The organism is Erwinia sp. MYb416, from assembly GCF_037479575.1.
GTDB lineage: Bacteria > Pseudomonadota > Gammaproteobacteria > Enterobacterales > Enterobacteriaceae > Erwinia > Erwinia rhapontici.
On record NZ_JBBGYT010000438.1, the window covers coordinates 867,626 to 889,358 of the forward strand.

17 protein-coding genes and 1 pseudogene are annotated in these 21,733 nt (G+C 51.7%); 10 read left to right on the forward strand and 8 right to left on the reverse strand.

What is annotated here, in order from left to right; all coding sequences use genetic code 11:
• On the reverse strand, positions 1-960 hold the full coding sequence (locus WH277_RS13580; RefSeq protein WP_339505794.1) for a sulfonate ABC transporter substrate-binding protein: 960 nt from the start codon (positions 958-960) through the stop codon (positions 1-3).
• A 14-nt stretch (positions 961-974) separates the two neighbouring features.
• The gene (ssuE, locus tag WH277_RS13585; RefSeq protein ID WP_133841012.1) at positions 975-1,526 is read right to left on the reverse strand and encodes an NADPH-dependent FMN reductase; all 552 of its coding nucleotides are present in this window, start codon (positions 1,524-1,526) and stop codon (positions 975-977) included.
• Positions 1,527-1,783: 257 nt separating this feature from the next.
• Here ssuE and pyrD point away from each other — a divergent pair.
• Positions 1,784-2,794, forward strand: a pseudogene (gene pyrD / locus WH277_RS13590) (quinone-dependent dihydroorotate dehydrogenase).
• 184 nt (positions 2,795-2,978) lie between these two features.
• The gene (locus tag WH277_RS13595) at positions 2,979-3,524 is read left to right on the forward strand and encodes a cell division protein ZapC (RefSeq protein WP_133841010.1); all 546 of its coding nucleotides are present in this window, start codon (positions 2,979-2,981) and stop codon (positions 3,522-3,524) included.
• 16 nt (positions 3,525-3,540) lie between these two features.
• On the opposite strand, the gene WH277_RS13600 is transcribed toward WH277_RS13595, so the two are convergent.
• Entirely contained in the window at positions 3,541-4,650 is a 1,110-nt protein-coding gene (locus WH277_RS13600) for a YcbX family protein (protein WP_133841009.1), read from the reverse strand.
• 132 nt (positions 4,651-4,782) lie between these two features.
• Here WH277_RS13600 and rlmKL point away from each other — a divergent pair, with 132 nt between their 5' ends.
• From rlmKL to rmf, 6 genes are all read left to right on the forward strand, one after another.
• Complete coding sequence (rlmKL, locus tag WH277_RS13605) at positions 4,783-6,900, forward strand: bifunctional 23S rRNA (guanine(2069)-N(7))-methyltransferase RlmK/23S rRNA (guanine(2445)-N(2))-methyltransferase RlmL (protein ID WP_133841008.1); 2,118 nt, start codon at positions 4,783-4,785, stop codon at positions 6,898-6,900.
• A 6-nt stretch (positions 6,901-6,906) separates the two neighbouring features.
• Complete coding sequence (locus tag WH277_RS13610; RefSeq protein WP_339505795.1) at positions 6,907-8,820, forward strand: ABC transporter ATP-binding protein; 1,914 nt, start codon at positions 6,907-6,909, stop codon at positions 8,818-8,820.
• A 32-nt stretch (positions 8,821-8,852) separates the two neighbouring features.
• Positions 8,853-10,127, forward strand: coding sequence for a membrane integrity-associated transporter subunit PqiA (gene pqiA, locus WH277_RS13615; protein WP_133841006.1), 1,275 nt, complete (start codon positions 8,853-8,855; stop codon positions 10,125-10,127).
• A complete protein-coding gene (gene pqiB / locus WH277_RS13620) occupies positions 10,114-11,754 on the forward strand; it encodes an intermembrane transport protein PqiB (protein WP_133841005.1) in 1,641 nt (546 codons plus the stop codon). Before pqiA ends, pqiB begins: the two co-directional genes overlap by 14 nt.
• The gene (pqiC, locus tag WH277_RS13625) at positions 11,754-12,311 is read left to right on the forward strand and encodes a membrane integrity-associated transporter subunit PqiC (protein ID WP_339505796.1); all 558 of its coding nucleotides are present in this window, start codon (positions 11,754-11,756) and stop codon (positions 12,309-12,311) included. The genes pqiB and pqiC overlap by 1 nt, the downstream gene beginning before the upstream one ends.
• Positions 12,312-12,588: 277 nt before the next feature.
• Positions 12,589-12,756 carry a ribosome modulation factor gene (gene rmf, locus WH277_RS13630; RefSeq protein ID WP_072277417.1) on the forward strand — a complete coding sequence of 56 codons (168 nt, stop codon included), beginning with the start codon at positions 12,589-12,591 and terminating at the stop codon, positions 12,754-12,756.
• Positions 12,757-12,949: 193 nt separating this feature from the next.
• Here rmf and fabA read toward each other — a convergent pair whose 3' ends face one another.
• Together fabA and WH277_RS13640 are read right to left on the reverse strand one after the other, a co-directional pair.
• Positions 12,950-13,468: a bifunctional 3-hydroxydecanoyl-ACP dehydratase/trans-2-decenoyl-ACP isomerase gene (gene fabA, locus WH277_RS13635; protein WP_133841003.1), complete on the reverse strand. Its 519-nt coding sequence runs from the start codon at positions 13,466-13,468 to the stop codon at positions 12,950-12,952.
• 68 nt (positions 13,469-13,536) lie between these two features.
• The gene (locus WH277_RS13640; RefSeq protein WP_159337122.1) at positions 13,537-15,297 is read right to left on the reverse strand and encodes an AAA family ATPase; all 1,761 of its coding nucleotides are present in this window, start codon (positions 15,295-15,297) and stop codon (positions 13,537-13,539) included.
• Positions 15,298-15,482: 185 nt separating this feature from the next.
• Here WH277_RS13640 and matP point away from each other — a divergent pair, with 185 nt between their 5' ends.
• The gene (gene matP / locus WH277_RS13645) at positions 15,483-15,938 is read left to right on the forward strand and encodes a macrodomain Ter protein MatP (RefSeq protein ID WP_133841001.1); all 456 of its coding nucleotides are present in this window, start codon (positions 15,483-15,485) and stop codon (positions 15,936-15,938) included.
• A gap of 89 nt (positions 15,939-16,027) precedes the next feature.
• Here the strand turns inward: matP and ompA are convergent, their stop codons facing one another.
• Together ompA and sulA are read right to left on the reverse strand one after the other, a co-directional pair.
• Complete coding sequence (gene ompA, locus WH277_RS13650; protein WP_159337121.1) at positions 16,028-17,095, reverse strand: porin OmpA; 1,068 nt, start codon at positions 17,093-17,095, stop codon at positions 16,028-16,030.
• A gap of 349 nt (positions 17,096-17,444) precedes the next feature.
• Positions 17,445-17,951 carry an SOS-induced cell division inhibitor SulA gene (gene sulA / locus WH277_RS13655; protein ID WP_133840999.1) on the reverse strand — a complete coding sequence of 169 codons (507 nt, stop codon included), beginning with the start codon at positions 17,949-17,951 and terminating at the stop codon, positions 17,445-17,447.
• A gap of 1,014 nt (positions 17,952-18,965) precedes the next feature.
• Here sulA and WH277_RS13660 point away from each other — a divergent pair.
• Positions 18,966-19,595, forward strand: coding sequence for a TfoX/Sxy family DNA transformation protein (locus WH277_RS13660; protein WP_133840998.1), 630 nt, complete (start codon positions 18,966-18,968; stop codon positions 19,593-19,595).
• Here WH277_RS13660 and yccS read toward each other — a convergent pair.
• Positions 19,592-21,733 carry a YccS family putative transporter gene (gene yccS, locus WH277_RS13665; protein WP_171149381.1) on the reverse strand — a complete coding sequence of 714 codons (2,142 nt, stop codon included), beginning with the start codon at positions 21,731-21,733 and terminating at the stop codon, positions 19,592-19,594. The two genes, WH277_RS13660 and yccS, sit on opposite strands and share 4 nt — an antisense overlap.

A 21,733-nucleotide genomic window follows, 5' to 3' on the forward strand; every position in this document is an offset into this window, starting at 1 on the left:
TCAATGGGTTGACGGGCCATGCCAGATGCGGCTGGAAATATCGACTTTCACCGGCATCAGCTTGCTGGTGTAAAACAGATCGGCAGTTTGCTGCTGCGCCTGTGCTGTCTTCTCACTGACCAGGGTAATGGCGGTTGGCGGGCGATGATCGAAATAGGTTGAGATCACCGGTTTTGGCAGACCCATCGCCGTTGAAAGCAGGTCCACGCTCTGTTCACGATGGCTGCGCGTCAGGGCATCGGCCTGGCTGAAGGTGTCCAGTACCTGTTGCAGAAACACGCCATTCTTTTCGGTGAACGGGCGAGTTGCGAGGTAGAACGAGCCGGTCAGATTTAACGTGTCGCCATTTTTCAGTACGCGCACGCCGCCCTGCTGGATGGCCGCAGAGTAATAGGGATCCCAGATTGCCCAGGCGTCAACATCTCCCTGCTGGAAAGCGGCGCGGGCATCCGCAGGCGTCAGAAACGCAGGCTGAATATCATTGAAACCCAGTCCGGCCTCTTTTAATGCACGTAACAGCAGATTGTGGGAGCTTGAGCCCTTCTGGAAGGCCACTTTATGGCCCTTCAGGTCTGCCACGGTTTTCAACGGACTGTCTTCACGCACCAGAATCACTTCAGATCGTGGTTTTGGCGGTTCGGAACCGACATACAACAGATCCGCGCCAGCGGCCTGAGCGAAAATCGGCGGGATGTCGCCGGTGCTGCCAAGGTCAATGCTGTTGACGTTTAATGCTTCCAGCATCTGTGGCCCGGCAGGGAACTCTACCCATTTAATGGTGGTATGCGGGAAGCGCTTCTCCAGCAGCTGGTGGGATTTCGCCAGCACCATACTGACCGAGCCTTTTTGGTAACCAATACGGACCTGGTCGGGGGCCGGGATGGCGTCAGCAGCAATCGCCTGGCTGGCCAGCAGCCCGGTTATCAGCAGGGTGCTAAATATGCGAGCAAACAATGTCATAGACGGTCACCTTTTCAGACGGCAGCAGCCAGTGGTTGATGGCGGCGGGCAAGTGCATGCCAGAAGGTATCGATCGACTCTGCCAGCCGCTCAGCCAGAATCGGAGAGAGTTCAGGCGTCCGGTCGTAATGGCTGATCTGCGTATCGTCAGCGAATACCCCGTGCAGCACTTCCTGCGCTTTCAGTGCATTCAGAACGGGTTTCAGTGCGTAATCGACGGCCAGCAGATGGGCTACGGTGCCGCCTGTTGCCAGCGGTAACACCACTTTATGTTCCAGCGCACGTTCTGGCAGCAGGTCAAGCAGCGTTTTCAATGCCCCGGCAAACGATGCCTTATAGACAGGGGTTGCGACGATCAACCCGTCAGCCGATTCGAGGTCTTCCTTTAAGGCCAGCAGGGCGGGGGAATCGAAGCGGGCATACAATAAATCTTCGGGATTGAAGTTATGCAGATTCCACGGGATAACCTCGACGCCGCGTTTTTCCAGCGCATGCTGGCAAATGGTCAGTAGTGCGGTGGAGCGTGAAGGAAAACGGGGGCTTCCCGCCAGAGTAATAACGCGCATAACCTCTCCTTATAACCAAAAGTTATTGATAAACGAAATTCAAGAACCGATGACTCATCCTGACAGAGCGCGTTTGGACGCTTAAATGATTTATCCGGCATATTTTTGCCAGTTTGCACATATAGCGCGGCATAACGGCCTTGATGAAGTAAAAAAACCGTCGATTCAGGCCCGCTTTTGCGCCAGGTCATTTCCCTTTACCCCATGAAACCCGGATAATACGACCCCGATTTTCCATCGGGACCTCAGGAGTGACCATGTATTACCCTTTCGTTCGTAAGGCGCTGTTTCAGCTCGATCCTGAGCGCGCGCATGACCTGACTTTGCAGCAGTTGAAGCGTATCTCCGGCACCCCGCTGATGGGTCTTATCCGTCAGTCGCTCCCTTTTAAGCCCGTAACCTGCATGGGACTGACCTTTAAGAATCCACTGGGCCTGGCCGCTGGCCTGGATAAAAATGGCGAATGCATTGATGCATTTGGTGCGATGGGGTTTGGTTCCATTGAAATTGGTACCGTGACGCCGCGCCCTCAGCCGGGCAATGATAAGCCGCGTATGTTCCGGATTGTGGCAGCGGAAGGGATCATCAACCGCATGGGCTTCAATAATATGGGCGTTGATAACCTGGTAGAGAATGTTAAAAAAGCCCATTTTGACGGTATCCTCGGCATTAATATTGGCAAGAATAAAGATACCCCGGTAGAGCAGGGTAAAGACGATTATTTAACCTGTATGGATAAGATTTATCCGTATGCTGGCTACATCGCCATCAATATCTCTTCACCTAACACCCCAGGCTTACGATCTTTACAATACGGCGAAGCGCTGGATGATTTGCTGGCGGCGATTAAAATCCGTCAAAACGATCTTCAACAGATCCATCATAAATATGTTCCTGTGGCGGTTAAGATCGCACCGGATCTTTCTGAAGAAGAATTGATCCAGGTGGCCGACAGTTTAGTGCGTCACAATATTGATGGCGTGATTGCGACCAATACCACCCTCGATCGTGAGCTGGTAAAAGGATTAAAGCACGCGGAAGAAGCGGGTGGGCTAAGTGGTCGTCCGGTACAGCTGCGCAGTACCGAAATCGTTCGCCGTCTGGCGCTGGAATTACAGGGGCGCATCCCAATTATTGGCGTTGGTGGGATTGATTCACTGGTTTCGGCGCGTTAAAAAATGACGGCGGGTGCTTCGCTGGTGCAAATATATTCTGGATTTATTTACAAAGGTCCGCCTTTGATAAAAGAAATTGTGACTCATCTCTAGGTTAATTTAGCGTTAAATATGCCAGGGGCTTTATTTTCGCTGCTGTCTCGTTTATATTTTGTGCTGTTCAGACAATATTCAAATTTTACAGAGCGAGCTGAGAGCGTTAACGAAGCCTCTGGTTTCCGGAAAGGGAATATGCTTTTCCGGCTACTTGTAACTAAGTATTAATACAGGAACCATCATGAGGATAAAACCAGACGATAACTGGCGTTGGTTTTTCGACGAAGAACATGACCGGATGATGCTCGACCTGGCGGACGGTATGTTATTTCGTTCCCGCTTTCCGCGCAAAATGTTAACGCCTGATGCTTTTGATGTTTCCGGTTTCTGTGTTGATGATGCTGCACTGTTTTTCACCTTTGACGAACGCTGCCGTGATACGCAATTGAATGCCGATCAGCGAGCTGAGCTGGTGCTGAATGCGCTGGTGGCCACGCGTTTCCTGAAACCATTGATGCCTAAAAGCTGGCATTTTGACAGCTATATTCAGGGAAACTGGCGTCCGGCTGACGGTGAACTGGTCAACGTCAAGGTCTCTGACAGCGGTGAATCGGCAAGTCTGCTGGTGGTAGAGTCTGGTGACAGCGCCGCACTGTGCCTGCTGGCGCAGGCGCAGTTAACTGTGGCTGGTCGTGGAATGGTATTGGGTGATGCAATTAAAATTATGCATGATCGCTTGCTTCCTCACGCCAGTGCAGATGGTATTCGCTTCGCACGCGCGGTGTAAGTCACCGCGCTTGCTATTAGCGCAGCACCACATCGCCCGCCGGAATACAGCTACAGCTTAATACGCTGCCGTCCTGACGTATCGCCCCTTTTTTCATCGCTTTCACTTCCCCACTGACCAGTGTGACTTTGCAACTTCCGCAGATACCTGAGCGGCAGGAATAAGGCACTTTAATGCCCTGAAGCTCCAGCTGTTCCAGCAATACCTGTTGATTGTTACCAGTAAAATGCTGGCCCTGCCAGTGGATGGTCACATCGCGGGCTGCAACGGTGGCAACCTCCAGCGTTTCTGTTACGCGTCCTGCACCGTAAGCGCGTGGCGTATGGCTGGTTAACACCTCAATTTTATCGCCCACGCGAACGACGCCGCTGCTGCGAGCCACCAGGTTAAGGCCAAAATCAATATCACCGCTTCCATCCAGCGCACTGCGAAACCCCTGTAAGGTATTCAGTGGCTCGCCGCCGGGATGTTTACGACCATATTGTGTGCTGACGGTGGTTAATACACAGCGGCTACAGGGTTTCGGCACATCGAAGATAATTTCCCCGATACGTAATGACGACCAGCTATCTTCCGCCCATGCACCCGCACCGCTAACCACCAGGTTGGGGCGAAACTGTTCCATTCTCACCCCCGCCGGACAACGTTGTTGCAGATCGTGCAAAGAGGCCTCATTGACCAGCAGAAACGGGTAACCGTCAGCAAATCCCAATGGGACCTCGTCAAAGCGTTTTACCCGGCGGGTCATCTCCGGGCCGACCCAGCGTAACTGCACCTGGCGCGGGAAAAAATCACTCAGCCATTGATTAATCGTGTCGGGAGCGATTAACGCGGTGAACTGGCTACCCCAGACTTCGGTTGGCGCGGGAGTCTTGAGGAAATCCTCAAAGCGCACGGTCGCACTGCTGCCATCCGGCGCGCTCAGGTGTAACCCGTCGACGATCAGCGCCGGGGTAAACAGCACCATTTCAGGATATTGCCGCGCGGTAATAAAGGTGCCATCGGGTTCGGTCAGCATAAAGATACGGTCGAAGGCCAGACCGCTGTTCAGCGCCTGCGCATGGGAAACCTGCATCCCTCGCATTGATTTAACCGGATGAACAAATAAACGAGACAGACTGATCATGGCGATTCTCCATTGCGCCCACCGCGGACCCTGTTATTTACAGGGTTTTTGCAGTAATAAACGCTAACTTTATGACATGACGTCATGATTAGCTATAATGCGCAGCAATTTCTGATGACGATAAGTGACGCTATGAATTCTCTGTTTGCCAGTACGGCGCGTGGGCTCGAAGAGCTGTTAAAAAGTGAACTGGAAGCGCTGGGGGCCGAAGGCTGCCAGGTGGTCCAGGGCGGCGTACATTTCCAGGGCGATGATCGTCTGATGTATCAGAGTCTGATGTGGAGCCGACTGGCTTCACGTATCCTCCTGCCGCTAACCGAATGCGGCGTTTACAGCGACCTCGATCTTTATCTCGGGGTGCAGGCGATTGACTGGCCAGCCATGTTTGGCAGCGACCAAACCTTCGTGGTGCATTTCAGCGGGTTGAATGAGGTGATCCGTAATAGCCAGTACGGCGCGTTGAAAGTGAAAGACGCTATCGTTGATAGCTTTACCCGTAAAAACCTGCCGCGCCCGAATGTTGACCGCGAGCAGGCGGATATTCGCGTTAACGTCTGGTTGAATAAAGATACGGCCAGTATTGCCCTGGATCTGAGCGGGGACGGCCTGCATCAGCGCGGCTATCGCCAACAGACGGGTCAGGCTCCGTTGAAAGAGAACCTGGCAGCGGCCATCGTGCAGCGATCCGGTTGGCAGGTGGGATCGCCGCTGGTGGATCCGATGTGTGGTTCCGGGACCTTGCTGATTGAAGCCGCAATGATCGCCAGCGATCGTGCGCCAGGACTGCAACGTAAACACTGGGGCTTTACGGGCTGGAGCCAGTTTAATCAGTCCCTGTGGAGCGATGTGACGCGCGAAGCACACGAACGCGCCCGTAAAGGGTTAGAGGAAACCACGTCGCGCTTCTACGGCTATGATAATGACTCCCGGGTGATCGAACGTGCCCGCGCCAACGCCCGTAACGCCGGGCTGACTGACCTCATTGAGTTCACGACCCAGGACGTGCTGAAGTTGACCAACCCGCTGGCGCAGGGAGTGACCGGGACGGTGCTGAGTAACCCACCGTACGGCGAGCGTCTGGACAGTGAACCTGCATTGATTGCGCTGCACGGCCAGCTGGGCCGTATTATGAAAACGCATTTTGGTGGCTGGAACCTGTCTCTGTTCAGTGCTTCACCAGAGCTGCTGAGCTGCCTGCAATTGCGAGCCGACCGCCAGTTTAAAGCGAAGAACGGCCCGCTGGATTGCGTGCAGAAAAACTACCAGTTGGCGGAAAATCCGACCGGTGCCGCTGCGGGCCAGTTGGCAGAAGACTACGCCAACCGTCTGCGCAAAAATACCAAGAAACTGGATAAATGGGCGCGTCAGGAAGGGATTGAATGCTATCGCGTCTACGATGCCGATCTGCCCGACTACAATGTGGCGGTCGACCGCTACGGCGACTGGGTTGTGGTGCAGGAATATGCGGCGCCGAAAACCATCGAGCCCGCCAAAGCGCGTCAGCGCCTGTTTGATGTCATTGCCGCAACCCTCAGCGTGCTCGAACTGCCGGCTAACCGACTGGTGCTGAAAACCCGTGAAAAACAGAAAGGAAAAAATCAGTATCAGAAACTGGGCGAGAAGGGCGATTTCTTTGAAGTCGGTGAGTTTAACGCCAAATTATGGGTTAATCTGACGGACTATCTCGACACTGGCCTGTTCCTCGACCACCGTGTTGCCCGCAAAATGCTGGGGCAGATGAGTAAAGGGAAAGACTTCCTGAACCTGTTTGCTTACACCGGCAGCGCCAGCGTTCATGCTGGTCTGGGAGGCGCGCGCAGCACGACTACGATCGATATGTCGCGTACCTATCTCGAATGGGCCGAGCGCAATATGCGTCTCAACGGTTTGTCCGGGCGTCAGCACCGTCTGATGCAGGCAGACTGCCTGAGCTGGCTGCGTGATGCGGATGAACAGTTTGATCTGATCTTTATCGATCCGCCGACGTTCTCTAACTCCAAGCGTATGGAAGAGAGCTTTGACGTGCAGCGCGATCATCTTGATCTGATGAAAGATCTGAAGCGTCTGCTGCGTAAAGGGGGCACCGTAATGTTCTCCAACAATAAACGCGGCTTCAAAATGGATTCTGCCGGCCTGGAAGCTCTTGGCCTGGCTGCTACTGAAATCACTGCGAAAACACAGTCGCAGGATTTTGCCCGTAATCGTCAAATTCACAACTGCTGGCTGATCACTCACGCCGGTAAGGAATAAGTTTTTATGTCACTAATCAGTATTCATGGCGCTTACCTCTCATTCAGCGATGCGCCGCTGTTGGATAACACTGAACTGCACATCGAAGAAAACGAGCGTGTTTGTCTGGTTGGCCGTAACGGGGCGGGTAAATCCACCCTGATGAAGATCATCAACCGCGAACAACCGCTGGATGATGGGCGCATTATTTATGAGCAGGACCTGGTGGTGGCACGCCTCCAGCAGGATCCGCCACGTAATGTGCAGGGCTCGGTGTATGATTTTGTCGCGGAAGGTGTGGAAGAGCAGGCGGAACACCTGAAAGCCTATCACGCGATCTCGCATAAAGTGATGGACGATCCGAGCGACAGAAACCTGAATGAGATGGCGCGCTTACAGGGCATTCTTGACCACCAGAATCTGTGGCAGCTGGAAAGCCGTATTCACGATGTGCTGCAACAAATCGGTCTGGATGGGGACGCCGAGCTGTCCTCATTATCCGGTGGATGGTTGCGTAAAGCTGCGCTTGGGCGCGCGCTGGTCAGCAATCCGAAAGTGCTGATGCTGGATGAACCCACTAACCACCTCGATATTGAAACTATCGACTGGCTGGAAACGTTCCTGAAAACATTCCAGGGCAGCATCATCTTCATTTCGCATGACCGTTCGTTTATTCGCAACATGGCGACGCGCATTGTTGATCTGGATCGTGGCAAGCTGGTTTCCTGGCCGGGCGATTACGATCTGTATCTGACCAGCAAGGAAGAAGCGCTGCGTGTTGAAGAAATGCAGAACGCCGAATTCGACCGCAAACTGGCGCAGGAAGAAGTGTGGATCCGTCAGGGCATCAAAGCGCGCCGTACGCGTAACGAAGGGCGTGTTCGTGCGCTTAAAGCGTTACGCCGTGAGCGTTCCGATCGCCGTGAAGTGATGGGTAAAGCTAATATGCAGGTCGAAGAGGCTTCTCGCTCCGGCAAGATTGTCTTCGAGCTGGAAAACGTCAGCTATGCGGTGGGTGGTAAACAACTGGTGCGTGATTTCTCCCGCCAGGTACAACGCGGTGATAAAATTGCCCTGATCGGCTCTAACGGCTGTGGCAAAACGACCATGCTGAAGTTGATGCTCGATGAGCTCAAGGCTGATAGCGGCCGCGTGCATATTGGCACCAAGCTTGAAGTCGCCTACTTTGACCAGCACCGCGCGGACCTGGACCCGGATCGCACGGTCATGGACAACCTGGCAGAGGGTAAACAGGAAGTGATGGTAAATGGTAAGCCACGCCACGTGCTGGGCTACCTGCAGGAGTTCCTGTTCCACCCTAAACGCGCGATGACGCCGGTGCGTGCTTTGTCTGGTGGTGAGCGTAACCGCCTGTTGCTGGCACGTCTGTTCCTTAAGCCAAGCAACCTGCTGATCCTCGATGAACCGACCAACGACCTCGATGTGGAAACGCTTGAGCTGCTGGAAGAGTTGGTTGATGGTTATCAGGGCACCGTTCTGCTGGTGAGCCACGATCGTCAGTTTGTTGATAACACCGTGACCGAATGCTGGATCTTTGAAGGCAATGGTGAAATCGGTGCGTTTGTTGGCGGCTACCACGATGCGCAGCTGCAGCGTAGTGCCTATAAACAAAACCGCGCCAGCGCAAAATCCACCAGTGCGCAGCCGCGTCAGGAAAACGCAAAAACTGACGCCGCAAAAAAACCTGCGGCTAAGTTAAGCTACAATTTGCAGCGTGAACTCGAACAACTGCCGAAGAAAATGGAAGAGCTGGAAGCCCGTCTTGAAACGTATCAGACGCAGGTTGCCGATGCTAACTTCTTCAACCAGCCCCATGATGTGACCCAGCCTGTACTGGATTCGCTCGCCAAGGCTGAACAGGAGCTGGAAGTCGCTTTCGAACGTTGGGAATACCTGGAGTCGTTAAGCAACGGCGCCTGATACTGCTGTTCTGAAATTATCGAGGGTCAGGTATGTGTTCGTCGCACCACGCGCATCAATGGATGCTTTGCCCACAGTGTGACCTGATGACACAGTTGCCAGATATCCGGCCGGGCAGCAAGGCAAGCTGCCCACGTTGTCATACCACACTTCAGTCTAACTGGGTTGAGCCGCGAAAGCGGCCAACGGCCTATGCGCTGGCAGCACTGTTTATGCTGCTGCTGGCTAACTTATTCCCTTTCATCAATATGCATGTTGCCGGACTCAGCAGTGAAATCACCCTGACCAAAATACCTCAGGTGATGATTTCCGATGACTACAGTAGCCTTGCGACGCTGTTTTTGCTGTTTGTTCAGGGGGTTCCGGCCTTCTGTATGCTGGTGATCCTGCTCTTAGTGAATGATATTACGTTGCCACAGGGGCTGAAACGCACTCTGGCACGCGTGTTGTTTCAGCTGAAAACCTGGGGCATGGCGGAGATCTTTCTCGCCGGTGTGTTGGTGAGCTTTGTAAAGCTTATGGCTTATGGTGATATCGGCATTGGCACCAGTTTTATCCCCTGGTGCCTGTTCTGCCTGTTACAGCTCAGAGCGTTTCAGTGTATTGATCGCCGTACATTATGGCTGCGGGTCGCCCCATTGCCTGTGCTTCCCTTCACGCCATTACCCGCCGTGAGTGGCTTGCGTCAGGGGCTGCGTTCCTGCAGTTGTTGTACTGCGGTACTCGCCAGCGATACGTTGGAGTGTCCGCGCTGTGGGGTTCATGGGCATGTCAGACGAAAGCACAGCCTGCAATGGACACTCGCTTTATTGATGACATCAATCTTGCTCTATATCCCGGCCAATCTGATGCCGATCATGATTACCGAGGCGCTGGGCAATAAAATCACCTCAACCATTATGGCTGGCGTGATCCTGCTGTGGAGTGATGGATCCTACCCGGTGGCGCTGGTGATTTTTATCGCCAGTATCATGGTCCCAACGCTGAAAATGATGGCCATCGGCTGGTTGTGCTGGCATGCCAACGAGCGCGACAGCAACCGGGACGACAGTGATAAAATGCATAAAATATATGAGGTTGTTGAGTTCGTCGGGCGCTGGTCAATGATTGACGTATTCGTGATTGCCGTGTTATCGGCACTGGTGCGAATGGGGCAGTTGATGAGTATTTATCCAGCCAGTGGTGCGGTGCTGTTTGCCCTGGTGGTGATCCTGACGATGTTTGCCGCCATGACGTTTGATCCCCGTCTCACCTGGGACCGGATACAAGAAAAGAAGACTGAGGAGCCTGCAAGTGACGGACAATAACCACGGCGTAGCCACGGTAGATAAGATAAAGCGCTGGTCGCCGGTGTGGATCATCCCCATCGTCACCGTCTTGATAGGCGCATGGATTTTGTTTTATCACTTCAGCCATCAGGGCCCGGTAGTCACGTTAATGACCACCAACGCTGAAGGTATTGAAGGGGGGAAAACCCTGATTAAAAGCCGCAGCGTTAACGTCGGGGTGGTCGAAAGTGCCGTGCTAACCGATGATCTGCACCATGTGGAAATCAAGGCACGGCTTAATTCCGGCATGGAAAAACTGCTGCGTGAAGACAGCGCTTTTTGGGTGGTGAAACCCGCTATTGGTCGTGAAGGGATCACCGGGCTGGGAACGCTGCTGTCGGGTGCCTACATTGAACTTCAGCCCGGGGCAAAAGGTGAAAAAGCGGCGCAGTATGAACTGCTGGATTCACCCCCACTGGCGCCGCTGGATGCTAAAGGTATCCGCATTACCCTCGACAGTGAAAAAGCAGGCCAGCTTAATGCGGGTGACCCGGTGCTGTTCCGTGGTTATCGCGTGGGGTCTGTTGAAACCAGCGCCTTTGATGCGGACAAGCGCATGATGACCTATCAGTTGTTTATTTCCGCACCTTATGACCGCCTGGTGACCAGCAACGTTCGCTTCTGGAAAGACAGTGGAATAGCGGTGGATATGTCGGCTTCAGGAATGCGTGTGGAGATGGGATCGCTGACGACTCTGTTCAGCGGTGGTGTCAGCTTTGATGTACCAGAAGGCTGGGAGCGCGGCGAGCGGGTTGAAAACAAAGCGGAATACCGTCTGTTCAACGACCAGCGCAGCATTCAGGATTCACTCTATACCGAACACAAAGACTTCCTGCTGTTCTTTAACGACTCTATTCGTGGTCTGCAAAAAGGCGCGCCAGTCGAGTTCCGCGGTATCCGTCTGGGGACGGTCGCGGAGGTACCATTTACCATGCCAGGCCTTGCTCAGCGTCTGAATAATGATTACCGCATTCCAGTTCTGATCCGTATTGAACCGGACCGCTTCGAGAATCGCTTAGGTAATGATTTCAATATTGAGCAGCATCTGAAAGACGGTATCAAAAGTGGGCTACGAGCTTCACTGAAGTCTGCCAATCTGTTGACGGGCGCATTGTATGTCGATCTCGATTTCTACAACAACGCGAAACCTGTTAGCGGTCCGACGACGTTTGCTGACTATGAGCTGATCCCAACGGTCAGCGGTGGCCTGGCGCAAATTCAGCAGAAGCTGATGGAATCTCTGGATAAGATTAACAGTCTGCCGCTGAATCCGTTGCTGAACGAAGCGACCGGCACGTTGAAAGAGAGCCAGCGTACGTTGCGTGAAATGCAGAAAACGCTCGACAGTCTTAATCAGATCACTTCCAGCCAGTCGATGAAAGAGCTACCGGCGGATATGCAAAGCACGCTGCGTGAACTGAATCGCAGCATGAAGGGCTTCCAGCCAGGCTCACCGGCTTACAATAAGATGGTGGGAGATATGCAGCGTCTCGATCAGGTCCTGCGTGAATTGCAGCCTGTATTAAAAACGCTCAACACCAAGAGTAATGCGTTGGTATTCGAAGCCAAACCCGGTCAGGACCCACAGCCGAAGAGGGCGAAATAATGATGAAATGGATCCCCGTAGCTTTTGTGCTGGCACTGAGTGCTTGCAGCACCCCCAAAACGGCTTACTACCAATTGCCAACGGCGTGCAGCACGGCTGTTGTGGCCAGTCGGAACGTGGCGACGCCAGTATGGATAGAACGCGTATCGGTGCCGGATTACCTTGCCGGGAATGGTGTGGTCTACCAGAGCAATGATGTCCAGTTCGTGATAGCGGCGAATAACCAGTGGGCCAGCCCGCTGGATCAACAGTTGCAGCAAACGCTGGTGACCAATCTCAGCACGGCGTTGCCGGGAGCGCTGGTCTCGTCTTCTCCACTGGGACAGCAACACGATACGCTCAATGTCACCGTAACGGGTTTCCATGGTCGCTATGATGGACAGGCGGTGATCAGTGGTGAATGGATACTTGAACACAATGGGAAACTGCAAAAGCAGCCGTTTACGCTGGTACTACCGCAAAGCGAAGATGGTTACGATGGGTTAGTAAGAACCCTGGCTAAAGGATGGCAGCAGATTGCGGGGCAGGTCGCTAATGCGATAATTCGCGAACAATAAGAAAAAATTAACTAACGTACTAAGCCTTTGATTGTTGCAGAACCTGATTTCTGTGGCATCAAAGGCTTTTTTATTGCCATTCAGTCAGATAGCAGTGTTTTTTCAGCGAGCAGTGGCGAGAAATCATCATGGGTTTGATACACATTCATGACATTGGCGTGAAATTTGCGCGTTGATCTTTACTGAAAGTCGCGGTAGAACTTATGAGTGGTTGCGCGAAACGTAACCACTGTATCTTTCCACCAGATTCCACCAGACTAAATGAGGGAAACGCGGCATGAAGAGACAGAAACGAGATCGCCTGGATCGGGCACAATCACGGGGTTATCACGCAGGCATTACAGGACGCTCAAAAGAGATGTGTCCGTATCAAATGCTGGATGCTCGATCTCACTGGTTGGGAGGTTGGCGACAAGCCATGGAGGACAGGTCGGTTACCGCGTAACACCTGTCAGAGAAAGGGAAAAACCTCCGCTTATGCGGAGGTTTTCATTTTTATCCTTCATACTTCAAGTTGTCTCTGCGTTGGCTGCTTTCAGTCACCCGAATCACTGACTTCACTCAGCTCATCGGGATTCCTTCTTTTGCCGCCTTAATACAACTCGAATTATTTTGGATATCAGAAAGCAGTGAGAGACTTAGAACGCGGTGGTGTCTTTGAACAGGCCCACTTTCAGGTCAGTAGCGGTGTAAATCACGTTACCATCGACCAGTACTTCGCCATCTGCCACGCCCATCACCAGTTTACGGTTGATAACGCGTTTGAAATGAATACGGTAAGACACTTTCTTCGCGGTTGGCAGAACCTGGCCGGTAAATTTCACTTCACCCACGCCCAACGCACGACCTTTACCTTCAGCGCCTAACCAGCCGAGGTAGAAACCAACCAACTGCCACATAGCATCAAGGCCGAGGCAGCCTGGCATGACCGGGTCACCGATAAAATGGCAGCCGAAGAACCACAGGTCAGGATTGATATCCAGTTCAGCTTCAACGAAGCCTTTACCGTAGTTACCGCCGTCTTCGGTCATTTTAACCACGCGGTCCATCATCAACATATTTCCAGCTGGCAATGGCGGGCCTTCCGCGCCAAACAGTTCACCGCGACCAGAGGCAATCAGGTCTTCTTTTGTATAGGATTCGCGTTTATCTACCATGTTTTCAATAAGCCTTATTTTAATGAAGCAGGGAGTTTAGCTTACACGTGTACGCCGGACAAGTCCGATCAGCCGGGCGTAAACCAGTTTAACCAACGCAACGGCCACGGTCGATGGCGTGGTTCAGGGTGAAGTATCTGTGCGATACGGTCCTGAATCGAACGTAACAGGCACGCTCCTGTCTCTTTGTCCCACTCTACACCCGTTAACAGCGGCAGAGCTTCATCAACGCTGGAGACGGCCCACAGATGGAATTTACCTTCACGAACGGCATCAACCACCTCCTGCTGAAGCGAGAGGTGACGCACATTGGCCGCAGGAATAATGACCCCCTGGGTTCCGCTTAATGTGCGTTGATTACAGATGTGGAAGAAGCCTTCAATTTTTTCATTCAGCCCGCCAACAGGCTGCACGCGACCAAACTGATCGACGGAACCCGTCACAGCCAGCTGTTGATTGAGCGGCTGTGAGGCGAGGGCACTGATCAGTGCACACAGCTCAGCCAGGGAGGCGCTGTCACCATCGACTTCGGAGTAGGATTGCTCAAAAACGATTGAGGCAGAAAACGGCAGCTGTTGCTCAAGCTCCAGCTCTGCAATCAGCCATGCCTGCATGATCATCATACCTTTGGCATGAATATTACCGCCAAGCTCGGCTTTGCGCTCTACGTCGGTGAACTCACCATCGCCAACATGAACGACGCAGCTAATGCGTGAAGGTTCACCAAATGCGCGAGGATGGCCTGGGAATTCCATGACCGACAAGGCGTTGATCTGACCGATCATCTCGCCTTCTGTTTCAATCAGAATCTGATCAAGCAGGATCTCGTCACGAATGCGCTCAGGCAGGAAACCTTCACGCCATTCGCGCGTGCTGAGGGCATCCTGAAGATTTTCGGCAGTGAGCTGATTGTCTTCGCTGTAGAGTGCGGCTTCCTGTAACTGTCGGCCCAGCCATTGAGGATCCAGTGGAAGGGTATCCTGATCGCCGGTATAGCGTGCGGCCTCACGGATCAACACTGGCCAGAAATCAGGCGCAGGAGAGGGATAGCCAAGACTGTGGGCAACACTTTGCACCCACTGTAACCAGTGGTTGAATTCCTCTTCGTCCACGAGTTGAATATTGTCTTCGAACTCGCTGTACAGCGATAGCCCTGCCAGTTCAGGCTCCATATCCTGGAAATCTGCCAGCACATCGCGTTCACCCACCAGTACCAGGCGGAACTGCATTGGCATGGATGGGATCGCTAATGGCAGAGGACGGGTTTCATCCTGGGAATACCAGTCAAACCGTTGATTAACCATGATCTGTTTTAGCCGCAGCCACAGCAGCGGTTGCGCCATCAGGGCACGCATTGACAGGATCAATACTCCGCCATTGGCACGATGTACCAGACCTGGTGACAGCGTTATCGTAGACTGATGGATGCGTACACAGCCAAAGAGTTGTTCGGCTTCAATCCATTCAGCCTGATGAACTCCCCCTTCGCTGGCGAAATTATCCGCAGCGTTTTCCGCCGGACGCCAGTTTACCGCGTGTTCGCTGATGTCATATTGGCCACCAAATAAGGCCGGAACATCATCATCATCGACAGTAAGAGAGGAAAGAATATCCTGCAATAAAGCGAGATATTCAGCGCTCTCAGGGCTTTTGACCAGCATTAGCGGTACTTTGGCCGGGGTTTGCAGTAGCAGGCTCAAGCCATTAAACAGGCGTGCCTGCACGGATGCAAAGCACTCTGTATCGGCAGCATAGGCCTGCGAGAGGAGATGCTGGAAGCGTTCTGTATCGGGCTGTAGGGCGCGCCACTCTAATCGGTTGTTGGTCAAAGTTATCGTATTTTTCTTAGATGATTAAAAGCGGCATTATACAATATTTCAGCCGGTTAAGCACAGTGCACATGCACATCTGCGCTGCTTGCGTTAACATTGACGCTGATGTCCCTGTTTTCTTTACAGCCTGATGAAAAAAAGCTGTTATTCTTAATTCGTAATGTGGTCAGCATGAGATTCCGATGAAATACCAGCAACTGGAAAATCTTGAAAGCGGATGGAAATGGAAATACCTGGTCAAAAAACACCGTGAAGGTGAATTGATCACGCGTTATATCGAGTCAAGTGCAGCGCAGGCCGCCGTCGATGAGCTACTGGTGATGGAAAATCGACCAGTAGAGGTATTGAAATGGATCAGCCAGCATATTAATCCGCTGCTTGAAAATCGCATGAAGCAGACTATCCGTGCGCGTCGCAAACGTCATTTTAATGCCGAACATCAGCATACGCGTAAGAAATCTATCGATCTGGAATATCTGGTTTGGCAGCGGTTGGCTGGTCTTGCGCAGCGTCGAAATAGTACGTTGTCTGAGACGATAGTGCAGTTAATTGAAGATGCAGAACGTAAAGAGCAGTATGCCAGCCAGATGTCCTCGCTGAAGCAGGATCTAAAAGCGATTTTGGGCAAGCCTGAATAAAATCGACATATGCCTTATCCCTTCCTCTTTTTCACCTTATTCAGCCAATAAAAAACCCCGCCGGAGCGGGGTTTTTTTAACGAGATAACTTAAGCCTGTGGCTGAGTTACAACGTCTTTGATGCCTTTAACTTCGATTTCTACGCGACGGTCTGGCGCCAGGCAGTCGATCTGGGCGTTACGGCCTTTCACGCTGTCACAGGTGCTGCCGGTAACAGGGTTAGATTTACCCTCGCCACGTGCAGAGATCTTGTTAGCAGGGATGCCTTTAGACACGAGGTAGTCTACAACAGACTGAGCGCGTTTTTCAGACAGTTTCTGGTTGTACTGCTCTGAACCGATACGGTCAGTGTAGCCCAGAACGACAACAGAGCCGTCTTTAGGATCCAGATTGCTCAGCTGGGTATACAGCTGATCCAGAGCCTGCTGACCTTCTGGCTTCAGAGTGGCCTTGTTGAAGTTGAACAGAACGTCAGACTTCAGGGTGAAACGCTTGGTTTCAACAACTGGCGCTGGAGCCGGAGCCGGAGCAACAACTGGTGCTACTGCATCATCCTGACCGAAACGGTAGGAAACGCCAACACTCAGCATTGAGTTATCAGGACGCGCACCAACGGTACCTGCGTCACCGATGTTGTTAACCCACTGGTAATCCAGACGAGTTGCCCAGTTTTTGGTCACTGCGTATTCAACACCAACAGCAGCCAGCGGAGAAACGCCGGTGTCGTGGTCGCTGATACGAGTGCCGTTAGCGTTCTGGGTGGAGTCTGCACGCCATACCATGCCGCCCAGACGAGTGTACACGTCCAGATCGTCAGCAACTGGGTAGCTTAATTTAGCTGCCAGCTGAACGCCCTGCGCTTTGAAAGCGCCGTTGACGTTGTTGCCTTTGTTAGGCATGCGGCCTAACCAGTCGTAACCCAGCTCGAAGCCCAAGTACTGGTTTGCCTGATAGCCACCAAATGCACCAGCGCCGAGCTGGCTTTCATGTGATGGGCCGTCGTTATCTTGGTAACCGTTACCGTAGTAACCTTTGTCGTGGTACTGAGACCAGCCCAGTTTAGCACCGGTGTACCAGGTGTCATCTTTAGGGGCGGCCTGCGCTACGGTAGCGAAGCCAGCCAGTGCCACTGCAATTGCGATAGCTGTCTTTTTCATTTTTGCGCCTCGTTATCATCCAAATAGGCAATGAGCTTTAAATTAGCTCTTTGATTTAATCCTTCGCCGGGTTGAGAAGCTCGATTGTGACTCTTCCAAAAAATGGAGGTTATTGAGCACCCTGGCGAGCTAAAGTCTACAACGTACCAGCAAACTTACAAGTATGATGTGACGATGGTCAGCAAAAAAACAGCGTTTCATACACATTTTTTAACATTTGAGGGTGAATTCTTTGCTCAAAAACAGGTCTGAGAACCCAGCTAAACCGTTGTCGCACCGCGTCATAACATTATTAGCCTGTTAAGAAGGGTCTGGCAGAGATAAAGTCTGAGAAAAATCTTATTTTTACTTAATGATACAAAGATGAGTGAATTCTTAATCCATTAAGCGGTCTGGCTGAGGAGTAAATGCTATTTTCTGAGCGCATAATTAACCCCAGTGCCTGCCCTGAACTTGCTGCTTCTTGCAAGCGTTGACGATCCACTTCTGATACTTCTTCATCCAGCCAGCCTAAAACCACACTGTAATTCCCTGTCTGCAAGGCTTTGATCATGGCTTCTACCGTGGTGATCGTACCGCAGTAGGGAGACTGCATGACTTTATCAAGGGGTAACCCGGAGCGCTGTAACCAGTCGCGGCTGAGCTTCTGTTGCGGTGTCAGCCATAACTGCCAGCGAGACTGCATCCCCAGCTGCTGCAACAAAGGCAGCAGCAGCAATTGAGTCATGTCAGGTTGATTCTCACTGTAAATCAGTTCGCTGATCAGGCCATTCGCACAAGTCGAGCCAGAGGACGCAGATGCGGAAGCATGCATGTTACGACTAACAGACTGAGATTTCAGGAAATGAGTACGCATAATGTCTTCGCTCACTAGGTTACTGTATGGATATACAGTATATGTGTGGTGAACAAAGATCAACCTTTAATCTGACTTCCTGACACATGTCGGCTCAGAGGCTGGTGTACTGAGAGTCTGTGTACACATGGCGAATGTATTAAGGCTTTTTTTCAGGTCTGACGGGTGTCGTTCCAGAGCTTCCTGACATTTCAAGCATTCTTGTTCTTACGGTTAAGAATTTAAACATTTGAGGTACATGGCAATCATTTATCAATGATAAGTGTCCGCACTTTGTATCGCAATTAACGATTACATCAGAAAGGAATAAAAGATAATATCGCTGCGAGTACCTATTTTCATATTCTATTTCCCGCCCTGGAAAGTAACGATACTTAACTTGTTTCTCATCGGGGGGATTAACGTTTACTCAGTCATGGTCGAGTAGGTGCTCGGGCTTTCTGAACATTTGGTGGATGGCGATGAAAACATGAAAACTTCACCCATACATCCGCAGGATAAAAATTGTGGAATACATCCATTTTGGATCTCATTGGAACAGAATATCAGCATGTTTATTTTTCATGGTAACCCAGCCTTAACGGGCTGCAGAGGGATTCGATAGGGGGAGAATCGTGGTTTTTTTTTGATGAAGGGCCGTGAAACGCGGTTTGTACAGTATCTTCTTGCTTAACTTACTCTGGTTAGCATGCCCGTTTGGTTGACCGGCTTTGTCGCGTTACTGTTATCCCGCTGGACGAAAAAATATTTAAGACTGAATTTTAACGAAGTGTGTTTTATTGAGTTTTTAACCGGATGCAGATATTGTGGTTTTTAATGCTATTTTTTCTAAGGAGAAAATGCCGTCCTTGAATGTATTCTTATGAGCGATTTTTTTCGTAACGCCTCGCAAAATTACAATGTAAACACATGAAATAAAAATTAGTCGTTGAACCTGTAATGAGTATTGCCTATTTTCTAATATGTTTTACCGAGACCTTATGAGTTATTTCTTAACTAACTTGGGATGATAATATGGATCGTTCGAAACGTAAAATTGCAGAAGCGAAACAACGACTGGCTCAGCTTGGAGAGGTGCAGTCCCGTACACAGTTTGGCGGTTATTGCCTGGCAGTGGAAAAAACTGTGTTTGCCGTGGTGGCTCAAGGAGAGCTTTATCTTCGCGCCTGTGAAGAGGTTCAATCCTATATTGTTGAGCGTAAGATGACACCGCTGAGCCTTAGTAAGCGTGGTGTGCCAGTAGAACTCAATTACTATCGTGTTGATGGTGCCTTGTGGTCTGATGGTGAACAGCTGGTAGCCATCTCCCAGCTTTGCCTGCAGGGAGCGAAGCAACAGCAGAGAGAGCGTCAGAATAACCGCCGTCTGAAGGACCTGCCCAATATGGGCATCAGAATGGAAATGTTACTACGGCAAGTGGGTATTTCAACCATCGAGATGCTGGTTCAACAGGGAGCAAAACGAAGCTGGCTGCTGCTACGTAACAACAACAAGAATCTGGGGTTAACGGTGCTCTTCGCTTTGCAAGGGGCCATTGTCGGTCGCCACTATGCCGCGCTTCCACAAGAGATGAAAGAAGAGCTGCGCCTTTGGTTTAACTACAATACGCAGCGAGAGCGTAAAAAGCCGCGTGAAGAAGATTAACCACGTAAGGCTATTTGTTTTTTAAGGCGCGTAATTTCAGGTAAAAGAGCCACCAGTAAACCAACCTGCTGCAAGACCAGTGGTTCTTTTGTTTCGGCATTGGCTTCGCTGTGCTGTAAGCGTAGCGCCAGACTGTCGATCATACGCTGTGCTTTCGCCTCATCGACGATGTCAATATGCAGTACATCGTCGACATAACAGACGGCATCATCCATGAGCTGCAGCATGGCATCGTTTTCCAGCTTCTCACGATGCGCGCCTAAAGCAGAAATGTAGCTCAAAAATGAATGGTTAAGGCACAGCAAACGGAAAGCCGCTTCTCGCAATGCCAGATCAGATTTATTTTCGACCGAGAGATTAGAAACAACGGATGCCAGTTCTGCATCACCGTTATGGGCATCGCGGCGAGCAATACGATAATCCAGTCGGTTATCTTTACCCTGGTGATACTGCACCAGAATAGCATCGAGATAGCGGCAGTTCGCATTCAGGGTGCGTTCAGCAACGGCAGGAAGCCGGCGAAAACGCCAGTCAGGCCAGATAAATGTCACCGCCAGCCAGGCAATACCGCAGCCAACCAGCGTATCAACAATACGCGGTATCGCGACTTCAAATCCTTCGCCCAACAGGTTGAAGCACAGTAACACCAGCAAGGTAATAAACATGGTGGCATGCGCATACTGAACGTTGCGGAAAGCGAAGAACAGCACGCCCGTAACCACAATCAGCATCAATTGTCCTTCAACAGAAGGAACCAGCCACAGCAACGGCAGACCCAGTACAATCCCGGCGAGTGTACCGATAATACGTAATGCCAGGCGACGACGCGTCGCACTGTAATTGGGCTGGCAGACAAACAGACTGGTGAGCAATATCCAGTAACCGTGTTGCACCCCGGTAGCCTGAATAATACCATAGCCAACGCACAGCAGAAGCGACATGCGGACTGCATGACGAAACAGCGGAGACTCCGGGCTGAGATGGCGGCTCAGGCGAAGACGAATATCGCTCCAGCCAGTTAGCCCCTCGCTGGATAGCGTCTGGTCATGCGGGGCATCGCCCTCTGTCAGAACTTGCTCTGATTCAATAGTCGCCAACTGGGCATCAATCGCTTTAAGGTTGTTCAGCAGGTAGGCCATGGCTTTGACCTCCGTGCTGTCAGGCTGCGCGGTTTCAAGGCGATGCAGCGCAGCGTGCAGGTTTATAAAGACTCGTTCGAAGCGCGCATCATGCTGATAAGGCTCTCGCAGTAAGATTGAGCGCGAGAGCCGTCGGCAAGCTTGTGCCTGTAAAGATAAAAGACGCTGAAAGCGGAACAGAATATCGCTCTCCCCCCATGCTTTACGCAGTGCGTGATACTGCACATGGGAAGAGCTGGCTCGTTCATGGATATCCTGCGCAACAAAATAGTAGTGTAGCGTTCTGCGAGTACCACGCTGACCACGGTCACCGCGCAGTCGTGACTGAATCGATGCTTTGGCCTGATTAAGCAGTTGAACCAGTTGACTGTTCGCCATTGCCACGTCGACCAGCGTTTGGTGATCATCCCCTTCAATATCGGGATCAAACAGGTTGGCTTTGGCTTCCAGATAGCGCGCCAGTTGCGCAAAGCAGCGAGATATATTTTCCTGCAACGGCCGGATAGGGAACAGCAGATGTCCGGATAAGGTCAGAAGGTTGTACCATACTGCACCCAGCAGTAGCAGCACCGGTTGCAGATACCATTGCGGAAATAAATGAATGCCCAGCATGGTATAAATGGCGATCAGTAATGCGCCAAAGGCGATTGTTGCGTAACGAGGCCCCAGTGCGCCGAGCAAAATGAAGCCCCAACTGGACAGCGCTAGCCCGGCAACAAATAGCCACGGATGCGGGAAGAGTAATTCGACTGAAACGGAAGCAATACAAAAACAGACCAGCGTGATCAGCAGGTTACGTAATCGTCCGGCAAGACGATCGTCAAGATCCGCCAGCGCAGCAGCCACGACTCCCAGCGTTAGTGGGATCGTCCAGGTAATCTGATGCAGCCACCAGGGTACGGCAGTGGTGCCTGCCAGCGCCAGAGTGATGCGGATATTGTACAACCAGGTACTGTTAAAGGCGTAGCGGCGTACATTGCCGATCATGGTCTTGTTCAT